Here is a 16,258-nt window from a genome sequence, read left to right on the forward strand (position 1 = left end):
AATAAGTTGGATTAATGTTTCCTTTGGTGCTGAATCCGTTATGAACACTAGATTGAACCTTATTTTTTATGCTGTAAACTGACTGAAATTTTATGAGTAGGATAAGTTGAGCTTATGTATTCAGAAAACGACATGCCGCCATTGCAAATGCTGGTGGTGTTTGAATCCTCGGCGCGCCATTTAAGCTTTACCGCCGCGGCCCGTGAGCTGGGCACGACGCAGCCAGCCATTAGCCAGCAGGTCAAAGCATTAGAAGCGTTTTTGCAGACGCCTTTATTTCGTCGCGTCTATCGTGGTGTGGAGCTCACCGATGAGGGGCATATCTTGCTTAAAACGACGCAGTCGAGTTTCACCGAGATACGCAAAGTCATCAGTTTTATTCGCAACAAACAGAAAAAGCCGCGCATTAATGTGGCCACTGACTTTGCGTTTGCCGCCTATTGGCTGATGCCGCGCTTGCCGGAGTTTCGTAAGCAATTCCCTGATGTGGACATTCGCCTACATACGTCCCAACGCACCGCCGATGTTGCTTTACAAGACATTGATCTAGCGATTCTTTTTAGCGATGGCGGACAAAAAGGCTTTGTCTCGCAAAAGCTGTTTGATGAGGTCGCCTTTCCGGTCTGTAGCCCGAAGTTATTGGAAGAGTATGGCCCCTTTGATTCGCTAGAAGACATCACCCGTGCACCGTTGTTAAAACTGCACGCGGAGCCAGAAGAAAAGTGGATGGTGTGGGAGAAGTTGTTCGAGCAGCACAATATGCTCTGGTCGCCGTCACAAACGGTCATGGAATTCGATAATTACACCCTACTGGTGCAAGCCGCGATTGCGGGCCAAGGGGTGGCGTTAGGCTGGGGCTCTTTGCTGGATGATATGCTTGAGGCAGAGCTACTGCTGGCCTTCCCACAGTTCGTCACCCATTCCTCTAATGGTTACTATAGCGTGGTGCCGGTGGCCCGCGAAGACAACAGCATTGTGTGTCAATTTAGGGATTGGTTACACCAGCAAAGCTTATGTTAAGCGCTGTGCTTGAGGCTAAAGTAGCGCACTTTTCCGTGCGCTACGGCTCAGATATTAGAACCAACCTTTTTGGCCTTCTACGTAGGTACGGTCAAATTCTTCATTGCTTTTAAGTAGGTAAATAATGAACTCTACGAACGCAATGATACCGATAACCAATGTTGGGATGCCCGCAAGAATAATTCCGAAGATCGCAACCAGTAGCATGATTAGGCCTTGTTTTTTGTAGCCTAGATAAAACTTATGTACGCCAAAAGTGCCTAAGAAAAACGCTAAAATCGCCGCAGGAATGCGTTTTTCACCACTAGAAGCACTGCTTTGTGGGTATACTGCAGAGGCGTTCGTTTCGCTACCGGTGAAATCGACGTCCATGCCAGACTTTGGCAATGAACTTCCTTTCCACTCACTGATCTCCATATTGTAGCGGTTGCCATCAGCGCCAGAGATAACCGCAATGCGGCTCGTTTCATTGAATTCTAAAATATTACCTTTCATATCCTTAATGCTCCATGATTAGGTATGTGCAGTATGAAAGGGGTAGGCGGGAGCCATTTGGCGATGAAAATCCTATCATACTGCTATCCATAGCACGCCAAACGGGATGACTGTCCCACAAGCAGAATATTAATGTCAATCTTTTGTCATTAATGTGTATAGATAGTGCTCGTTAGTCTTCTGGCGCACATATTTATAGGAAAGGGTTAATAAGGACCAGACCAGATGATCGCTAGCCTCTCTCTTAGCCTTGAGGAAAACGGCACGCCGCGTTATCAGCAACTGCGTCAGCAGTTGCTGATGGCGATGGATCAGGGGCGTTTACAGGAAGGCGACCAGCTGCCCTCCAGTCGGGCGTTGGCGCAAATGCTGGGGGTGTCCCGCAGTGTGGTGGTGCAAGCCTACGAAGAATTGATTGCCGAAGGGGTTTTGACCACACAGCCCAAACGCGGTGTGTTTGTGGCCCAGCATACCTTGTTGCAAGCGCCGAGATCTCGTGCCGTCAAGACAGCGGCGGATGCCTCCTACGAGCGTTTTGATTCCGGCGTTGATGTTAGCGTGTTTCCCAACAAGAAATGGGCGGCCAGTATGCGTCGCGCTTGGTTAAATCCAGATCCTAAGTTGTTAAAAGGCGAATACGAAGCGGGCTATCCGCCCCTGCAGCGGGCCATTTGTGATTACCTGTACGCGTTACGCGGACTGGAATGCGTGCCGGAGCAAGTTCTATTGGTGGCGGGAAACCATGATGCTTTAACGCTACTGCAGCACACGTTAGCCGACGATGTTGAACAATGGCTGCTGGAAAACCCCACTTACCCTCCTCTTCGAGAAAGCTTTGCCGCACAAACGTGCCAAGTATTGCCCGTTTCCGAGCAAGGCTGTGCTCCGCCAACCACAAGGCTTGCTTGGGCTGCGGTGTTAACGCCTAACCGACAATATCCATTGGGTATTTGTGCTAATCCGACCACCCGCGACGCTTGGTTAAATGCCCTGGCAGACGGTCACAATTTTGTCATAGAGGACGATTACGATAACGAATTTTTATATCAAGGCGGCCTCTCTAAGCCTTGGTTTCAGGCGGCGCAACATCGCCCCGGCACCTGTGAGCGCGTGTTTTATATCGGCAGCTTCTCCAAGGTATTGTTCCGCGGGCTGCGTTTAGGATTCATTGTTGCGCCCTTAAGCCAAGTTTCTGCCTTGCGCCACAGCCAAAAGGAATTGGGTCTATTTGCCTCGCAAACGCTGCAGCCCGTCGTCGCAGACTTTATGGTCAATGGCGCTTTTTATCGTCACTTGAACCGCATGCGGCGTCACTATCGTGCGAAACGCGATTATCTATTGCAGCTGCTGGCGGCACACCTCCATCCTTGGTTCGTTTGGCACAAGCCAAATGGCGGCCTGCACATAGTGACTTATGTCAAAGAAGAATTTTCTAGTGAGCAATGGTGTCGTGAATTGAACGGGGGCTGTTTGCAGAGCGGTCTAAGATTATCCTGGCTTCAGCAGCATTATGCTGAACAGGAGACGGCCCCAAAAGGACTGGTGTTAGGCTTTTCGGCTCCGACCGAAGAGCAGTTACAAGCTTGGATAAAACGTATCGCAGAGGTGTGCCAGTCACTCTCTGAGAAGTTGTAAGGATTATTCGAGCTTTGTGTGGACAAATCTAAATGAGAATTGTTATTATTTGTTTGCGCTGAATTTCGTGGAGGTATCCGATGGAAAACTGGAAGCAATACATTGTAGCGGGCAATCAAGCCTTTCAACAGGGCGACAATCTAGTCGCGATCACCTGCTACCAACAAGCGTCAACGCGGGCGCGACAGCAACTTGGTCACTGGTATGACACCCAAGCGGTGTTGTCCGCATTAGTGTTGAGCGATTTAAAAGTAGCGGAAGTTCAATGCCGCTTGGAGCGTTTTGAAGAAGCAATCGACACCTACTCCACCCTAAGTTTGGAGTTGCGTCGATTCCAATGCTGCTTTGCCCCAAGCAACCCGATCACCAGCATTGTGACGCAAGCGCTGAATAGCGTGAAACAAGAGTTTATTAACCTGACCAAAGTGTACGCCTACGATATTTTATACGCTTCCAAGCGTAGTCCTGTGTAAGCGATTATTAGCGGAACCCCTTCAAACCTGCCGTTAATAGCATCGAAAAGTGGGCAAACTAGCCCACTTCGATATCTTATCTATTGTTTTCCAGTATTGCTTCGTCAGCGCTCATCCGCTGCCAAGCGCTGTTCAGTGCGCCTGCCCATTAATCTCACTTATAATGTTACTGCGCTGGCGAGTAACCTAAGAAACCAGTAAAACGACCTATTTTGGTGCAAATCTGGCGTGTTTTGTCCGACCGTTTAATGATCATCTCGGTAGAATCAAGTTTTTACCCCATCAGATAGGAGGGCACATGGACGGCAACGTAAAACTACTCTTTAGCGGCATCGCGATTATCTTAGCCATGGCGGGCTTTGTGCCTTATATCGTGGCGATCTTGCGTGGCCAAGTGAAGCCGCATGTGTTCTCTTGGGTGATCTGGGGCATTACCACCACCATTATCTTCTTTGCGCAGCTGGAAGCTGAAGGCGGTGTGGGGGCGTGGCCGATTGGTTTATCGGGCTTTGTTACCATCTTGGTGGCGGTCTTGGCGTATGTAAAACGCGGCGATTCGACCATCACTCGATCCGATTGGTGGTTTCTGATCATTGCCTTGGCGTCTTTGCCACTCTGGTACATCACCAATGATCCCCTGTGGACCGTGATTATTCTAACCACGGTGGATATGTTTGGTTTTGGGCCAACCTTCCGCAAGGCGTATCATCGCCCGTTTGAAGAGAGCCGACTGTTCTTTATTATTCTCATTCTACGTAATGCCTGTTCAGTGGTGGCGTTAGAAGCTTACTCGGTGACTACGGTATTGTTCCCCTTTTCACTGGCGGCCGGTTGTTTGATTTTGTTGGTGATTTTGCAGTATCGCCGTATGGTGCTTACGGCGGCTAGTTCGGGGGGCTGACCCCATCAATGACTAAGTTTACGTAACCTGCTTTAGGTATGGGGTCAGCCCCCTTAGTGATTAATCAATTGGCACAGGCGCAGTAATTGCGCCTGTGCACTATCGCTATCTATCTCTAGGTAGAGGGGCCAGCCGCAGTTAATCCGCAAGCAGTCATTATAATCAGGGTGGGTGCTGAAGCAGCTACCGCGACGAATATCGACGCCGATTTTCTGAGCTTCATCGGCCAGTTGATCGGTCTCCAAGCCTGGGATTCTGATCCAGAGTACCAAGCCTCCTTGAGGCGCGCTGATCTGGGCAGAAGCGGGTAAATGCTCCGCCAACAACTGTCGATATTGATGTGCTTGGGACTGCAGAATAGGGCGCACCTTATTGATATGGTTACGATAATCACCGCACAGGATAAACTCCGCAATGCAGGCTTGCACCAAGCTATTGATGCCCATGCTGGTGTGGCTATGGTGGCCGTAAAACTGGTCAAAGTAGCGTCCTGGTAAACACCAACCTAGTCGCAAGCCTGGGGCTAAGGTCTTGGATATGGAGCTACACCAGAGGATGTAACCGTCCTTGTCCCAATACTTCGCTGGCAGTGGCTTGTCCTTTTGATGGCTTAACTCGAAGTAAACATCGTCTTCAATAATCGGCAGCTGATATTTGGCGGCTAGGCGGGCGATGGCTTGTTTTTGCTCCGCTGGAAGGGTAATGCCAAGAGGGTTCAAATGAGTCGTGCTAAGCAAGGCCGCAGAGACTTTTTGCTGTGCAAAACACGTTTCTAGCGCTTCAAGGTCAATGCCTGCGTGGGTCACTGGGATCTCGATAATGTGACGCTTTAATGTGGTCAATAAATCCAATAAGCCGCTAAAACAGGGCGAGCACACCGCGATCGTATCCTGTGGCTCGCTCAAACACTCAAGGGCGCTACGCACGGAATCCAAGCTTGAGTTAGTTATCACCAATTCATCCGCATTAAACGGAAAATGATTGTCACGAAAGTGGCCCGCTAGCGCTTGGCGTAAGCTAGCCAGCCCTTGTGCTTCTGGGTAGCTAAACATGCTTTGGCTAGCGCGTTGAGTCACTCGTTTAATGGTGCGCGTAAGCTCCATTTCCGGCAATAAAGCTGGCGCGAGCAGGGAAGTACCCAAGGGTGCAAAGCCGCTTAAACCACTGTCATAACCCTTTTTCGGGGCAAAGCGGCTAGGATCCCGCGGCGTGAGTGAATGACTCGATAAGGGCGGAAATTCGGCAATCTGGCTGCGATTGGCGACAAAATAGCCCGCTTGAGGTCGAGCATAGATCCAGCCACGATCTTCCAAATAGCCATAGGCTTTGCCGGCGGTGGTCAAACTCACACCGTGTTGCTGTGCCAATTGGCGCAGAGCAGGCAGACGTGCGCCCACTGGTAAACGCTCGCTGACAATGTCGTCGATAAAGCTTTGCGCTAAGGATTCGTAAAGGGTCATGGCGTTGATCTGTTCTCTTACAAAAGACAGTCTTTTAAATTGTACTCTTATTTTTATTAAAAATTGAATCTGCTCTCTTAGCAAGCCCAGCACCATACTCAGTCCTGACTTATTGGCAACTGCGACGACAGAGGAGGACAAATCATGACGCAAAAGGATAGCTTGTTGTTGGTGTTATTGATGGCGCTGTGGGGGTTTAACTTCAGTGTGATCAAACTAGGGGTCAACAATATCGACCCATTTCTACTGACCGCTTTGCGCTTTACGCTGGCGGTGCTGCCGCTGATTTTCTTTGTGCGCCGGCCGAATGTGCCATGGCGTTATCTGATGGCTTATGGCTTAACCTTTGGTGTCGGCGTATGGGGGCTGACGACCTTGTCAGTGGGCGCGGGTGTTTCCTCTGGCTTGGCATCCTTGCTGCTGGATATGAGCGTTATCAGCAGCTTGTTAGTGGGTCGTTACTTACTCAAGGAGCAAGTCACCGTCAGCAAGGTACTCGGCTCAGCGCTGGCACTGTTGGGCTTAGGCATTATTATCTGGAACCAAGAAGGCACCGTAACGGCGTTAGGCTTAGTGCTGGTGCTCTGTGCCTCGGTGTTTTGGAGCATTAATGGCTTAATCGTCAAACGCTCTGGCACCCGCGAAATCTTCGCCTTTAATATCTGGGGCATGGCCTTCGCGCCGCTGCCATTACTGTTATTAGCGCTGAGCGTCAGCGGCCCAGACTCGGTGATGCAGTCCTTCACCGAGATGAACGCTTCAGTGCTGTTTTCTGCCGCCTTCCAAGCTTACCCAACCACACTGCTGGGCTACTGGTTCTGGAATAAAATGATCGTCAAATACTCCGTCTCAAGCGTCGCGCCCATGACCTTGCTGGTACCGGTATTTGCCCTAATCGGCGGTTACTTGTTCTTTGGGGAAAGTTTAGATGCGGCACAAAGCATAGCTGCGGTGGTGATCTTGTTAGGTGTGGCAGTCAGTGAGATGAAACTGCCCAAAGGACGGGGTGTGGCGGTGAAATTAGGCTAGGGTGGTGAAGGGGTCTGACCCCTAAGCGTGAGATGTTGAGTTAATAAAATTGCCCATCGTAGTTAAGGGGTCAGATCCCTTATACATCAAGATGGGCAGGCAACTCTTTGGATTCGGCGTTAAAGGGATCTGACCCCTGAATCTGCTGTTGAGCGTGTTACTTCTGCAAACAGCCTAGCATTTGCTGCTCGAGTGCTTGCCAATCTAGCTCACGTGGGCTGATGATTTCGATACGTGAGTCGCGGCGGTAGGCCACCTTGTCGAAGTCATGTTCATCGTTGACGCGGTTGTAGAACACCCAGGCATGGCCAATGCGAATCACGCCTTTGATGCGGTGAATGCCTTCTAAGCCGTTTAGGATTTCTTCCAATTCCCAGTAATCGAAGCAATCATCGCGGTGGAAGATCCAGCCACAGCTAAATAGACCGCTGCCATTACCGATCTTGCGGATCGGTTTACCGGGCTCCGCCACAGCTTCGTGCTCATGGTGATCATGCCCATGGTCGTGATGATGGTCATGGCTGTGATCATGATCGTGGTGCTCGTGAGTATGCGCTTCTGGAAATTGCGCCTGTAGTTGGCCATTGCGCACCAAGTCCAGCAAGGCTGGGTCGATTTGTGCGCGTGTGGTGCGGCCTACATGTTGTTTCGGTGGGAACATGTTGCCAAGGCTTTCTTCCACCACCTCTACCTGTTCAGGTTCTGCTAGGTCGCACTTGTTGATCAGTACCACGTCAGCCAGGTTAAGTTGGTCGTGGAAGGTTTCATTGTTGATCACGTTTTCATCGCCCAAAGAGCGCGGGTCGAGCAAACAGATGGTGGCGCGCAGGTCGAGTTTGTCTTTAAACGCCGGCCCCATAAGCGTATCGATAATACCTTCGGGATGACCGATGCCAGTTGGTTCGATAATCAGACGATCCGGCTTAGCTTGCTCGATTAAACCTTTAACGGTTTTGTGTAGAGAAGGGCCTAAGGCACAGCAAATACAACCGCCAGAGAGCTCTTTGACGTGCAGGCCGTCTTGGTCCGGCATCATTTCTTGGTCGATTCCCACTTGGCCAAATTCGTTCACTAGCACGGCCCAGATTTCGCCTTCTGGCTTATTCGCTAGCAGTCCATTGATCGACGTGGTTTTACCAACACCCAAGAACCCTGTGATGATGTTGGTGGGGATGGCTTTGGCTTGCTCGTTCATAGTGTCTCTTCGTTTTGGTACGGCTGTTGGCAGTTGCTGATCACCCTTCAATGGTCGAATCAGAAAGCCGGTGATAAAGGTTTAACTGGGTGGCTAGTCTGCAGCGTTTTCACGGCATAGGCTAGCCATATTCCGACATGCTTTGCGTTATTTGATCATTCAACTTGAGCTAATGCCAGATCGATGTTGGCTTCTAATTGGCGCAGGCGGTTGAATTCTTCCATTAAACGCTGCTCTAGGTTTTTGAAATTGAGGGGCAGGGTGCGTTGGCAGATATTATGGCCCGTCCCAATCACACTGTAGTCTTTCCAGCTGTTAATACGCTCGCCTTCCAAGGCTAAAAAGGCGTCGATAAAACGCTGTTGGTTAGGACAGTCTTCCTCGGCATGAAGGCAGATAGGAAAGGCTTTTTGCTTAATTTGCGGGCCTTCGATATAGGTCTCGAAATGCACACCACCTTGGTTATGGTTGTGCCAAGTGTCTTTGTATAACTGAATGTAAGGGCCGCGGTTGTAAATCTCCCAACCGTCTTGGAGCCAGCTGGTCTTTTTTAGCGCTTGCTCGACGTTACGAAATACCTTTTTGATGTCTTTCATGGTGCTCTCTTAGGTGCTTTTGTGCATCACATAAGCACCTCAATCGGATGTATTTTTATAAAGGTTATATTATAACAAATTGGCTTTGGGTTATAGATGAGCTCTGGCTTTGAGCCCTTTGAAATGCGTTTAGATTAAGGAATGTGTCGCAATTAAGTGAGGCAGTAATTATAATCAAATGATAATAAATCGACCCACTAAGGATGCCTTATGGAAAGCAAAACTGCCCGTTTTACTGTATTGCTCGACCCTCGTAAAAAGAAGGCGTTTGAGAAATTGTGTGCCGAACAAGATCTGACTCCATCCCAGGTAGTGCGCCAGCTGATTCGTGGTTATTTAGAAGATCACGAGGTGGACTTCACCAAAGAGGTGTTAGAAGAAGCACCTAAAAAAGGTTAATCCTGTCAAAAACATTATCATGTTATTGTCATTGCGTTATAATGCGATGCAAATTTTCCCTATTCCTATTGAGGTTATTGAAGTATGAGTCTTCCAGCTTGCCCACAGTGCAACTCTGAATACGTTTATGAAGATCAATCTATGCTGATCTGCCCTGAGTGTGCCTACGAGTGGAACCCAAACGAAGAGATCGTAGACGAAGACGCGCTGATCCTAAAAGATGCGGTTGGTAATTTTCTAGCGGAAGGCGACAAGGTGACTTTGATCAAAGACCTAAAAGTGAAAGGTTCTTCTCAAGTACTGAAAGTGGGTACCAAAGCCACTATCAAACGCTTCGTAGACGGCGACCACGACATCGATTGTAAAGTCGACGGCGCCGGTGACATGATGCTGAAATCTCAGTTTGTTAAGAAAGCTTAAGCGACTGATCGAACAGCAACTTGATGTGAAGAAGGCTCCTAAATAGGGGCCTTTTTTATGGCCTAGATCTCGATACGGTTACGCGTGTCAGTCACGACACAATATCAGCTGGGGCGCATATACCAAATGTAACAATAGCCCTGAATAAGTTTTCAAAAGACTAGGCTATGCTAGAGCATTAGGACCGACAACGTCTGAGGGATTAGTAACAATGATATTGTGAGGTATTCCATGGCGCTGTACGAAATGCGAAAGTTCGTTGCTCCGGAGTTTATTTTTGGCGTTGGTGCACGCCATCGCGTGGCGAATTACGCGAAAAACATGGCGGCGAAACGCGTATTGATTGTCAGTGATAAGGGCGTGATCGAAGCCGGTTGGGTGAAGGATGCGGTTGACGACTTGAATCAGGTCGGTGTGGCGTCCGTGGTGTTTTCAGATATCACACCGAACCCGAAAGACTACGAAGTCATGGCCGGGGCCGCATTTTATGCTGAGCACGACTGTGATGTGATTATCGCCATTGGCGGTGGCAGTGTGATTGATTGCGCTAAGGCCATTGGCATAGTGCACGCCAACGGCCGCCATATATTGGGCTTTGAGGGCATTGATCAAGTCGATCTTCCTGGGCCGCCTCTGATTTGTATTCCGACCACAGCGGGCACAGCCGCTGATATTTCCCAGTTCTGTATCATCATGAACTCAGAAGAGCGTTATAAAGCGGCGATCATTAGTAAAACCATGGTGCCGGATGTGGCGCTGATCGATCCTGAAACCACCACCACACTGGATAAGTACCTCACCGCCTGTACCGGGATGGATGCGCTGACCCATGCTATTGAGGCCTATGTGTCGACGGCGTCGTCGCCGATCGTTGAAATCCACGCGCTGAAGGCCATTAGCTTAATTTGGTTTAACCTTGAAATCGCGGTCAATCACCCAGAGTACATCGAAGCCCGTGAGAATATGCTGTTGGGCACTCTGCAAGCGGGCTTGGCTTTTTCCAATGCCAGCTTGGGGGCTGTGCATGCCATGGCCCACTCCCTAGGAGGCTATTTGAATCTGGCGCACGGTGAATGTAATGCGCTGCTGCTTGATCACGTCTTGCGTTTTAATATGCAGGCGGGTGGTAAACGCTACTATGCCATTGCTGCGGCCATGGGGATTGATACCCGCGGCATGATGATCGCGGAGTGCACCAAGCGCGTCACCCAACAAATTATCGCGCTGCGTAACCGCTTGGGGATTGCCGACCGGCTATCATTAGTGGGCGTGAACAGTTCGGATATTCCTGAGCTGGCCGCCCATGCTTACAACGATGCTTGCCTAGTCACTAACCCACGTATGGCCTCTATGGCGGATTTAAAGGTTCTTTATGGCGAAGCCATGTAAACCGCAAGATGCGCAGTCGCGGTTAGAGCAAATCATCGGTTTAGGTGAGCGCTCGGTGCGTAAAAACTATTATCCGCAACTGCGTGAAAATGCAGAGCAGGTGAAACGTTTTCGCGCTCTGCTGGATTTTGCCTCCGACTGGATTATTTTACTGTCACTGCAACCGTTTCAGATTTGTGATGTGAACGCAGTCGTTTGCCAGTTCTTTTCCTTAACTGCCAAAGACATTAGCAATGGTCGCCACCGAGATCTGATGCGCCAAGATCCTGAGTCGTCTTTCTGCGAGTTGATGCATCATTTAAAGCAACTGACCAAGCATCATGACGATAATGAAGGGATCAGCAGTGAGTTTTGGATCGAGCATAAGGGGACACAAATTTGCTTAGAACTGACCTGTCGCTTGGCCAAGTTTGAGGGGCAAAGCTTTATTACCGTAGTGGGCCGCGACATGACCGAGCGCAAGCAACATCAGCAGAGCTTGCAGCGCCTTCTAAATGAAAAGGAAGCCTTGCTTGATAATGCGTTAGTAGGCCTGGCGTGGATTAAAAATCGAACCATCCAAACCTGTAACCGGAAATTTGAACAGATGCTGGGTTGTGAGCCAGGCCAAGTGAATGGCCGCTCTACTCATGATTTCTATGAGAATGCCTACGCTTACCAGGCGTTTGGTGATGAAGCTTACAAAGAGCTGGCCAACGGCCATAAGTTCACTGGGCGCGTCAAAATGATTCGCCAAGATGGGGCCGCTATTTGGTGTGAATTGACTGGGAATGCGATTAACCCTAATGCGCCGGATGAGGGCAGTGTGTGGATCTTTTCCGATGTGCACGAGCATATGCTCAACCAAGAGAAAGCCGAATTCCTTGCCTTGCATGATCCGCTTACAGAATTGCCTAACCATAACAAACTGCAGCAAGAATTTATCCGCTATAGCAATGATTTAGCGAATAACCACATGATGGCTATTGTCTCGCTGGACCTGGATCGTTTTAAAAACGTTAACGATCTATTGGGCTATACCGAATCCAATCAACTGTTGGTTAGGATAGGTCAGCGTCTACAACAGTATATCGGCCGTGCGGGGATAGTATCGCGCCAAGGGGGGGATGAATTTACCGTATTATTGCCAAGCCTGAGTAGCGCTGAGTCCTGCTTACCTTTACTGAATCGTATTCATGCGGCGTTGATGAAGCCATTCTTTGCTGCGCAGCAAGAATTGTCCTTAACCTGCTCAATGGGCGTCGCCATCTACCCGCAAGATGGTGAAGACTTCGATAATCTGCTGAAGCGCTCGGGCATGGCCCTGTTCGAAGCGAAAGCCTCAGGTCGAAATACCTACCGTTATTTTAACGAGGCTATGAACGAGGCGGCGAATGAGACCTTGGTCATTGAGTTGGGCTTGAGTAAAGCATTGGAGTTGCAGCAATTTGAACTGCATTATCAGCCACAAATTGACCTGAAGACGGGCAAGCTAATCGGGGCTGAGTCACTGATTCGCTGGCGTCATCCCGAGTTGGGTTTGATCTCTCCGAGTCAGTTTATTCCCGTCGCCGAAGAAGTTGGCATGATCGTCGCCATCGGCAAATGGGTATTGGAAGAAGCTTGCCGACAAGTCAAAATCTGGCATGAGATGGGCTTCAGCGACAGTGTCATTGGCGTGAATCTGTCGGCGGTTCAGTTTACCTCGGGTAATATTGAACAAACCGTGCGGGATGCCTTAAAGCAAGCGGGGGTTTCGGCCAAGATGATTGAATTAGAACTCACTGAGTCGATCATCCTTAAAGATGCGGATAACGTGCTAGAAAAGGTGCATAACCTGAAACAGATGGGCTGTCGATTGTCGATTGATGACTTTGGCACAGGCTACTCAAGCTTGGCCTACTTAAAGCGCTTTGCTGTCAATAAATTGAAGATCGATCAGGCCTTTATTAAAGATATGCAGCACAACCAAGACGATGACGTGATCGTTCGCACCATTATCCAAATGGCGCACAACCTTGGCTTGAAAACCATCGCCGAGGGCATAGAAGACCCCGCCACTTTAGAGTTGTTACGCAGCTACCATTGTGATGAAGCACAGGGCTACTTTATCGCCCGCCCAATGGATCAGGCGGCGTTTTACGAATATCTATCAGCACTAGAGTAGTAGGAAGGCTGTCTCAGCCTGACCTTGTCCTTGGGGCTAATTCCGCTTTCTCCAGTTCTGCGGTGATCTTCGGCTGTCCATAACCGCAAGAGTGACTACCTTGTCGCCAAGCACTTTGTAGTAAAGACCAATTGGAAATTGCTTCAGCAAAGCACGACGAATATCTCGATGAACGAGTTGGTATAGAAATGGATTGAGAGCGACTTGAGCGATGGTTACATCCATTCGAGATATAAAATCATGGCCAAGTTTTGGGGTTATTCGTTTGTAGTAGTCGAGAGAATCACGAATATCTTGCTCTGCTTCCTTGCGAACAAAAATTCTGTAAGGCATTAATCTTCCGTAAACTGTTTCTTAAGTAAGTGCCACTCTGTGCCTATGTTTTGGTCTTTCTCAAATTCAGCGGATCGCGCATCTAGAATCGCTTTTTGCTCATCACTGATCGGTGCTGAAGATTGCTCTTTATAAGCACTTTCCCAAAGTTCTTCAGCAAGCTGAACTTTCTCTTTAGTGGAAAGGTGATTGATATTCATAAAGATGAACCTAGTTTGAATGTTTTTATTAGTATACGTTAGTGAACGGAAGCTGGCGAATTATTCGCCAGCTTCATGCCTCGGCAATCTCACCGAAATCAACGCCGTTAAGCCAATAAATCCTGCCGATACCCATAAACACACCGCTAGGCCATATTCTTGATACAACCAGCCGGAGAGCAGGGTGCCGATGAGGCGGCCCATGGCATTGGCCATATAGTAAAAGCCCACATCAAGAGACACGCCGTCTTGGCCGGCGTAGCTGACGATCAGGTAACTGTGCAGGGATGAGTTGATGGCAAACACGGCGCCAAAGGCCAGCAGGCCGGCAATAATGGCAAATTCAATCTGCCAATCAAAACTCAGTGCTAAGGCGATGGCGACAGGGATCACGCCGAGCGTAAGGGCCCATGCTAAGGCTTGGCGTCCATCGGGAACCTTGCCTTGCGCTTTGCCAGTAAAACGTGGCGCAAAGCCTTGCACAATGCCATAGCCGATAATCCAAAGGGCGAGGAAGCCGCCCACGTACCAATGATCCCAACCAAAGGTGCTGGCAAGGAACACAGGCAAGGCCACCACAAACCACACATCGCGGGCGCCAAAGAGGAATAGACGCGCCGCAGAAAGGTAGTTCACCGCGGCACTTTTTGAGAAGATATCGCCAAACTTTGGCTTGTTCTTCGCTTTACCTAGGTCTTTCTTAAGGGTTAACAGGCTCGCGATCCATACCAAGGTGAGGGCCACCGCCATCCCCAGAATCGCGCCTTTAAAGCCAAATACGCTTAGCAACGCCCCACCCAGGAAGAAGCCCACACCTTTCAAAGCATTCTTTGAGCCCGTCAGCAACGCCACCCATTTATACAGCTGACCTTGGGCATCGCTGGGTACGAGAAGCTTGATCGAGCTTTTGGCGCTCATCTTGTTTAAATCTTTGGCAATGCCCGACAACGCCTGTGCGCCCATTACCCAAGGCACGGTTAATAAGCTCGCTGGGACGAGCAGCATAGCGAGGGCTACAATCTGTAGAAACAGACCAATATTCATAGTGCGATTTAAACCAAGACGCGCCCCCAACCAGCCGCCGACCAAGTTCGTCACGACACCAAAAATCTCGTAGAACAAGAACAGCATAGCGATTTCCAGTGGGCTGTAACCCAAACCGTGGAAATACAACACCACCAACATCCGCAACGCGCCGTCGGTTAAGGTAAATGCCCAGTAATTACCCGTCACCACCATATATTGGCGGATCGCTGGCGAAAGATTGGCTAGTGCTCCCATGAGATCTTGATTCCGTTTATGAGCAAAGTAAGTGGTTAACGCCTCGCTTGATGATGACAGCACCGACCGACGCACATCCTTGTGCGCGACGGTCGGGTCGCCCATCCATGGGCTAAGTGCTTGTCATCTTCAAGCTAAGCTGAGCAAGTGCACTGGTAAGATAAATCCTAAGCCTTAAGATCGGCCATCAGGATGATGGCAAGGCTCATCCAGCGCAAGGACGCGCTGTTTGAGCCGGATCGCAGGCTGGATTTATCGTAGTATGAAAAAACTAATCCTGATCCAAACGCCCGACCATACGCATTAGCTCTGCAGTACGGTTGGCGTAGCCCCATTCATTGTCATACCAAGCATACAGCTTCACCTGTGTACCATTGATGACCATGGTCGAAAGGGCGTCGATGGTACTCGAGCGTGGATCGGTTTTGTAATCCACCGATACCAATGGGCGCTCTTCGTAACCTAAGATGTCTTTTAACTCGCCTTCGGCCGCTTCTTTTAGGAAGCCGTTTACTTCTGCTTCGGTCGTTGGGCGGCTCACTTCAAACACACAGTCGGTTAGGGAAGCGTTGGCCAATGGCACACGCACTGCATGACCGTTTAGCTTGCCTTTTAGCTCAGGGAAAATATGCGTAATCGCTGTCGCTGAGCCTGTCGTCGTTGGGATTAGGCTGGCACCGCAAGCGCGGGCACGACGTAGGTCTTTGTGGGGCGCGTCCAAGATGGTCTGCGTGTTGGTGATATCGTGAATCGTGGTCATGGAGCCGTGCTCAATGCCCAGTTTCTCGTGAATCACTTTCACCACAGGCGCGAGGCAGTTGGTCGTACAAGACGCTGCGGTAACGATAGGGTGTTGCTCTGGATCGTATAGGTCATGGTTCACACCCATAACCACGTTCAGTACGCCGTCTTCTTTCACCGGAGCCGTCACTACGACGCGTTTTACGCCTTGATCAAGGTAGGCTTGTAGTAACGCTTTGGTTTTCATCTTGCCGCTGGCTTCGATCACCACATCACAGCCAGACCAGTCCGTTTCAGCAATCGATTTGTTCTGTGTGCAGGCAATGCGCTGACCATTGATGATCATCTCGTTGCCTTCAGCGCTGGCTTCGTGGTGCCAACGGCCGTGAACGGAGTCGAACGTGATCAGGTGGGCTAGGGTTTCTGCATCACCTGCAGGGTCATTAATCTGTACAAACTCTACATCATCCCAATCGAATGCGGCACGGAACGACAAACGGCCCATGCGACCAAAACCATTAATACCTACTTTAATTGTCATAGTG

At 49.7% G+C, this 16,258-nt stretch carries 17 protein-coding genes; 9 read left to right on the top strand and 8 right to left on the bottom strand.

Going from position 1 to position 16,258, the window contains the following annotated elements:
- The first annotated feature begins 114 nt into the window (after positions 1 to 114).
- On the top strand, positions 115 to 1,020 hold the full coding sequence (locus tag MAQ5080_RS06390) for a choline sulfate utilization transcriptional regulator (RefSeq protein ID WP_067207879.1): 906 nt from the start codon (positions 115 to 117) through the stop codon (positions 1,018 to 1,020).
- Positions 1,021 to 1,074: 54 nt separating this feature from the next.
- On the opposite strand, the gene MAQ5080_RS06395 is transcribed toward MAQ5080_RS06390, so the two are convergent.
- Entirely contained in the window at positions 1,075 to 1,515 is a 441-nt protein-coding gene (locus tag MAQ5080_RS06395) for a TM2 domain-containing protein (protein WP_067207876.1), read from the bottom strand.
- 225 nt (positions 1,516 to 1,740) lie between these two features.
- Here MAQ5080_RS06395 and pdxR point away from each other — a divergent pair, with 225 nt between their 5' ends.
- The 3 genes from pdxR (at position 1,741) to MAQ5080_RS06410 (ending at position 4,524) form a co-directional block, all read left to right on the top strand.
- Positions 1,741 to 3,150 (top strand): MocR-like pyridoxine biosynthesis transcription factor PdxR, encoded by a 1,410-nt coding sequence (pdxR, locus tag MAQ5080_RS06400; protein WP_067207873.1) that lies wholly within the window; start codon positions 1,741 to 1,743, stop codon positions 3,148 to 3,150.
- 80 nt (positions 3,151 to 3,230) lie between these two features.
- Positions 3,231 to 3,623, top strand: a complete 393-nt coding sequence (locus MAQ5080_RS06405; protein ID WP_067207870.1) for a tetratricopeptide repeat protein — start codon at positions 3,231 to 3,233, stop codon at positions 3,621 to 3,623.
- 298 nt (positions 3,624 to 3,921) lie between these two features.
- A complete protein-coding gene (locus MAQ5080_RS06410; RefSeq protein WP_067207866.1) occupies positions 3,922 to 4,524 on the top strand; it encodes a hypothetical protein in 603 nt (200 codons plus the stop codon).
- Between the two features lie 53 nt (positions 4,525 to 4,577).
- Here MAQ5080_RS06410 and MAQ5080_RS06415 read toward each other — a convergent pair whose 3' ends face one another.
- Positions 4,578 to 5,984 carry an aminotransferase-like domain-containing protein gene (locus MAQ5080_RS06415; protein WP_067207863.1) on the bottom strand — a complete coding sequence of 469 codons (1,407 nt, stop codon included), beginning with the start codon at positions 5,982 to 5,984 and terminating at the stop codon, positions 4,578 to 4,580.
- A gap of 144 nt (positions 5,985 to 6,128) precedes the next feature.
- Between MAQ5080_RS06415 and MAQ5080_RS06420 the strand changes: the two genes are divergently transcribed.
- On the top strand, positions 6,129 to 7,013 hold the full coding sequence (locus MAQ5080_RS06420; protein WP_067207860.1) for an EamA family transporter: 885 nt from the start codon (positions 6,129 to 6,131) through the stop codon (positions 7,011 to 7,013).
- Positions 7,014 to 7,170: 157 nt separating this feature from the next.
- Here the strand turns inward: MAQ5080_RS06420 and MAQ5080_RS06425 are convergent, their stop codons facing one another.
- Together MAQ5080_RS06425 and MAQ5080_RS06430 are read right to left on the bottom strand one after the other, a co-directional pair.
- Positions 7,171 to 8,208, bottom strand: coding sequence for a CobW family GTP-binding protein (locus MAQ5080_RS06425; RefSeq protein ID WP_067207857.1), 1,038 nt, complete (start codon positions 8,206 to 8,208; stop codon positions 7,171 to 7,173).
- A 155-nt stretch (positions 8,209 to 8,363) separates the two neighbouring features.
- Entirely contained in the window at positions 8,364 to 8,804 is a 441-nt protein-coding gene (locus tag MAQ5080_RS06430) for a hypothetical protein (protein WP_067207854.1), read from the bottom strand.
- A 210-nt stretch (positions 8,805 to 9,014) separates the two neighbouring features.
- Between MAQ5080_RS06430 and MAQ5080_RS06435 the strand changes: the two genes are divergently transcribed.
- From MAQ5080_RS06435 to MAQ5080_RS06450, 4 genes are all read left to right on the top strand, one after another.
- Complete coding sequence (locus tag MAQ5080_RS06435; RefSeq protein WP_067207850.1) at positions 9,015 to 9,203, top strand: ribbon-helix-helix protein; 189 nt, start codon at positions 9,015 to 9,017, stop codon at positions 9,201 to 9,203.
- An 84-nt stretch (positions 9,204 to 9,287) separates the two neighbouring features.
- Positions 9,288 to 9,623 carry a zinc ribbon domain-containing protein YjdM gene (locus MAQ5080_RS06440; protein WP_067207847.1) on the top strand — a complete coding sequence of 112 codons (336 nt, stop codon included), beginning with the start codon at positions 9,288 to 9,290 and terminating at the stop codon, positions 9,621 to 9,623.
- A gap of 231 nt (positions 9,624 to 9,854) precedes the next feature.
- Entirely contained in the window at positions 9,855 to 11,012 is a 1,158-nt protein-coding gene (ercA, locus tag MAQ5080_RS06445; protein WP_067207844.1) for an alcohol dehydrogenase-like regulatory protein ErcA, read from the top strand.
- Positions 10,996 to 13,158, top strand: coding sequence for an EAL domain-containing protein (locus tag MAQ5080_RS06450; protein WP_082861047.1), 2,163 nt, complete (start codon positions 10,996 to 10,998; stop codon positions 13,156 to 13,158). Before ercA ends, MAQ5080_RS06450 begins: the two co-directional genes overlap by 17 nt.
- A gap of 36 nt (positions 13,159 to 13,194) precedes the next feature.
- On the opposite strand, the gene MAQ5080_RS06455 is transcribed toward MAQ5080_RS06450, so the two are convergent.
- From MAQ5080_RS06455 to MAQ5080_RS06470, 4 genes are all read right to left on the bottom strand, one after another.
- Positions 13,195 to 13,491 (bottom strand): type II toxin-antitoxin system RelE/ParE family toxin, encoded by a 297-nt coding sequence (locus MAQ5080_RS06455; RefSeq protein ID WP_067207841.1) that lies wholly within the window; start codon positions 13,489 to 13,491, stop codon positions 13,195 to 13,197.
- Entirely contained in the window at positions 13,491 to 13,691 is a 201-nt protein-coding gene (locus MAQ5080_RS06460; protein WP_067207838.1) for an addiction module protein, read from the bottom strand. Before MAQ5080_RS06460 ends, MAQ5080_RS06455 begins: the two co-directional genes overlap by 1 nt.
- 60 nt (positions 13,692 to 13,751) lie before the next feature.
- Complete coding sequence (arsJ, locus tag MAQ5080_RS06465) at positions 13,752 to 14,972, bottom strand: organoarsenical effux MFS transporter ArsJ (RefSeq protein ID WP_067207835.1); 1,221 nt, start codon at positions 14,970 to 14,972, stop codon at positions 13,752 to 13,754.
- Positions 14,973 to 15,243: 271 nt separating this feature from the next.
- On the bottom strand, positions 15,244 to 16,254 hold the full coding sequence (locus tag MAQ5080_RS06470; protein WP_067207832.1) for an ArsJ-associated glyceraldehyde-3-phosphate dehydrogenase: 1,011 nt from the start codon (positions 16,252 to 16,254) through the stop codon (positions 15,244 to 15,246).
- Between the last annotated feature and the right edge of the window lie 4 nt (positions 16,255 to 16,258).

Source organism: Marinomonas aquimarina, assembly GCF_900089755.1.
In the GTDB taxonomy this organism is placed as follows: Bacteria; Pseudomonadota; Gammaproteobacteria; order Pseudomonadales; family Marinomonadaceae; genus Marinomonas; species Marinomonas aquimarina.

Bases quoted from the DNA above. Each gene is read 5' to 3' on its own strand.
- MAQ5080_RS06390 (WP_067207879.1), top strand. From the start codon at position 115: ATGTATTCAGAAAACGACATGCCGCCATTGCAAATGCTGGTGGTGTTT.
- MAQ5080_RS06395 (WP_067207876.1), bottom strand. From the start codon at position 1,515: ATGAAAGGTAATATTTTAGAATTCAATGAAACGAGCCGCATTGCGGTT.
- pdxR (WP_067207873.1), top strand. From the start codon at position 1,741: ATGATCGCTAGCCTCTCTCTTAGCCTTGAGGAAAACGGCACGCCGCGT.
- MAQ5080_RS06405 (WP_067207870.1), top strand. From the start codon at position 3,231: ATGGAAAACTGGAAGCAATACATTGTAGCGGGCAATCAAGCCTTTCAA.
- MAQ5080_RS06410 (WP_067207866.1), top strand. From the start codon at position 3,922: ATGGACGGCAACGTAAAACTACTCTTTAGCGGCATCGCGATTATCTTA.
- MAQ5080_RS06415 (WP_067207863.1), bottom strand. From the start codon at position 5,984: ATGACCCTTTACGAATCCTTAGCGCAAAGCTTTATCGACGACATTGTC.
- MAQ5080_RS06420 (WP_067207860.1), top strand. From the start codon at position 6,129: ATGACGCAAAAGGATAGCTTGTTGTTGGTGTTATTGATGGCGCTGTGG.
- MAQ5080_RS06425 (WP_067207857.1), bottom strand. From the start codon at position 8,208: ATGAACGAGCAAGCCAAAGCCATCCCCACCAACATCATCACAGGGTTC.
- MAQ5080_RS06430 (WP_067207854.1), bottom strand. From the start codon at position 8,804: ATGAAAGACATCAAAAAGGTATTTCGTAACGTCGAGCAAGCGCTAAAA.
- MAQ5080_RS06435 (WP_067207850.1), top strand. From the start codon at position 9,015: ATGGAAAGCAAAACTGCCCGTTTTACTGTATTGCTCGACCCTCGTAAA.
- MAQ5080_RS06440 (WP_067207847.1), top strand. From the start codon at position 9,288: ATGAGTCTTCCAGCTTGCCCACAGTGCAACTCTGAATACGTTTATGAA.
- ercA (WP_067207844.1), top strand. From the start codon at position 9,855: ATGGCGCTGTACGAAATGCGAAAGTTCGTTGCTCCGGAGTTTATTTTT.
- MAQ5080_RS06450 (WP_082861047.1), top strand. From the start codon at position 10,996: ATGGCGAAGCCATGTAAACCGCAAGATGCGCAGTCGCGGTTAGAGCAA.
- MAQ5080_RS06455 (WP_067207841.1), bottom strand. From the start codon at position 13,491: ATGCCTTACAGAATTTTTGTTCGCAAGGAAGCAGAGCAAGATATTCGT.
- MAQ5080_RS06460 (WP_067207838.1), bottom strand. From the start codon at position 13,691: ATGAATATCAATCACCTTTCCACTAAAGAGAAAGTTCAGCTTGCTGAA.
- arsJ (WP_067207835.1), bottom strand. From the start codon at position 14,972: ATGGGAGCACTAGCCAATCTTTCGCCAGCGATCCGCCAATATATGGTG.
- MAQ5080_RS06470 (WP_067207832.1), bottom strand. From the start codon at position 16,254: ATGACAATTAAAGTAGGTATTAATGGTTTTGGTCGCATGGGCCGTTTG.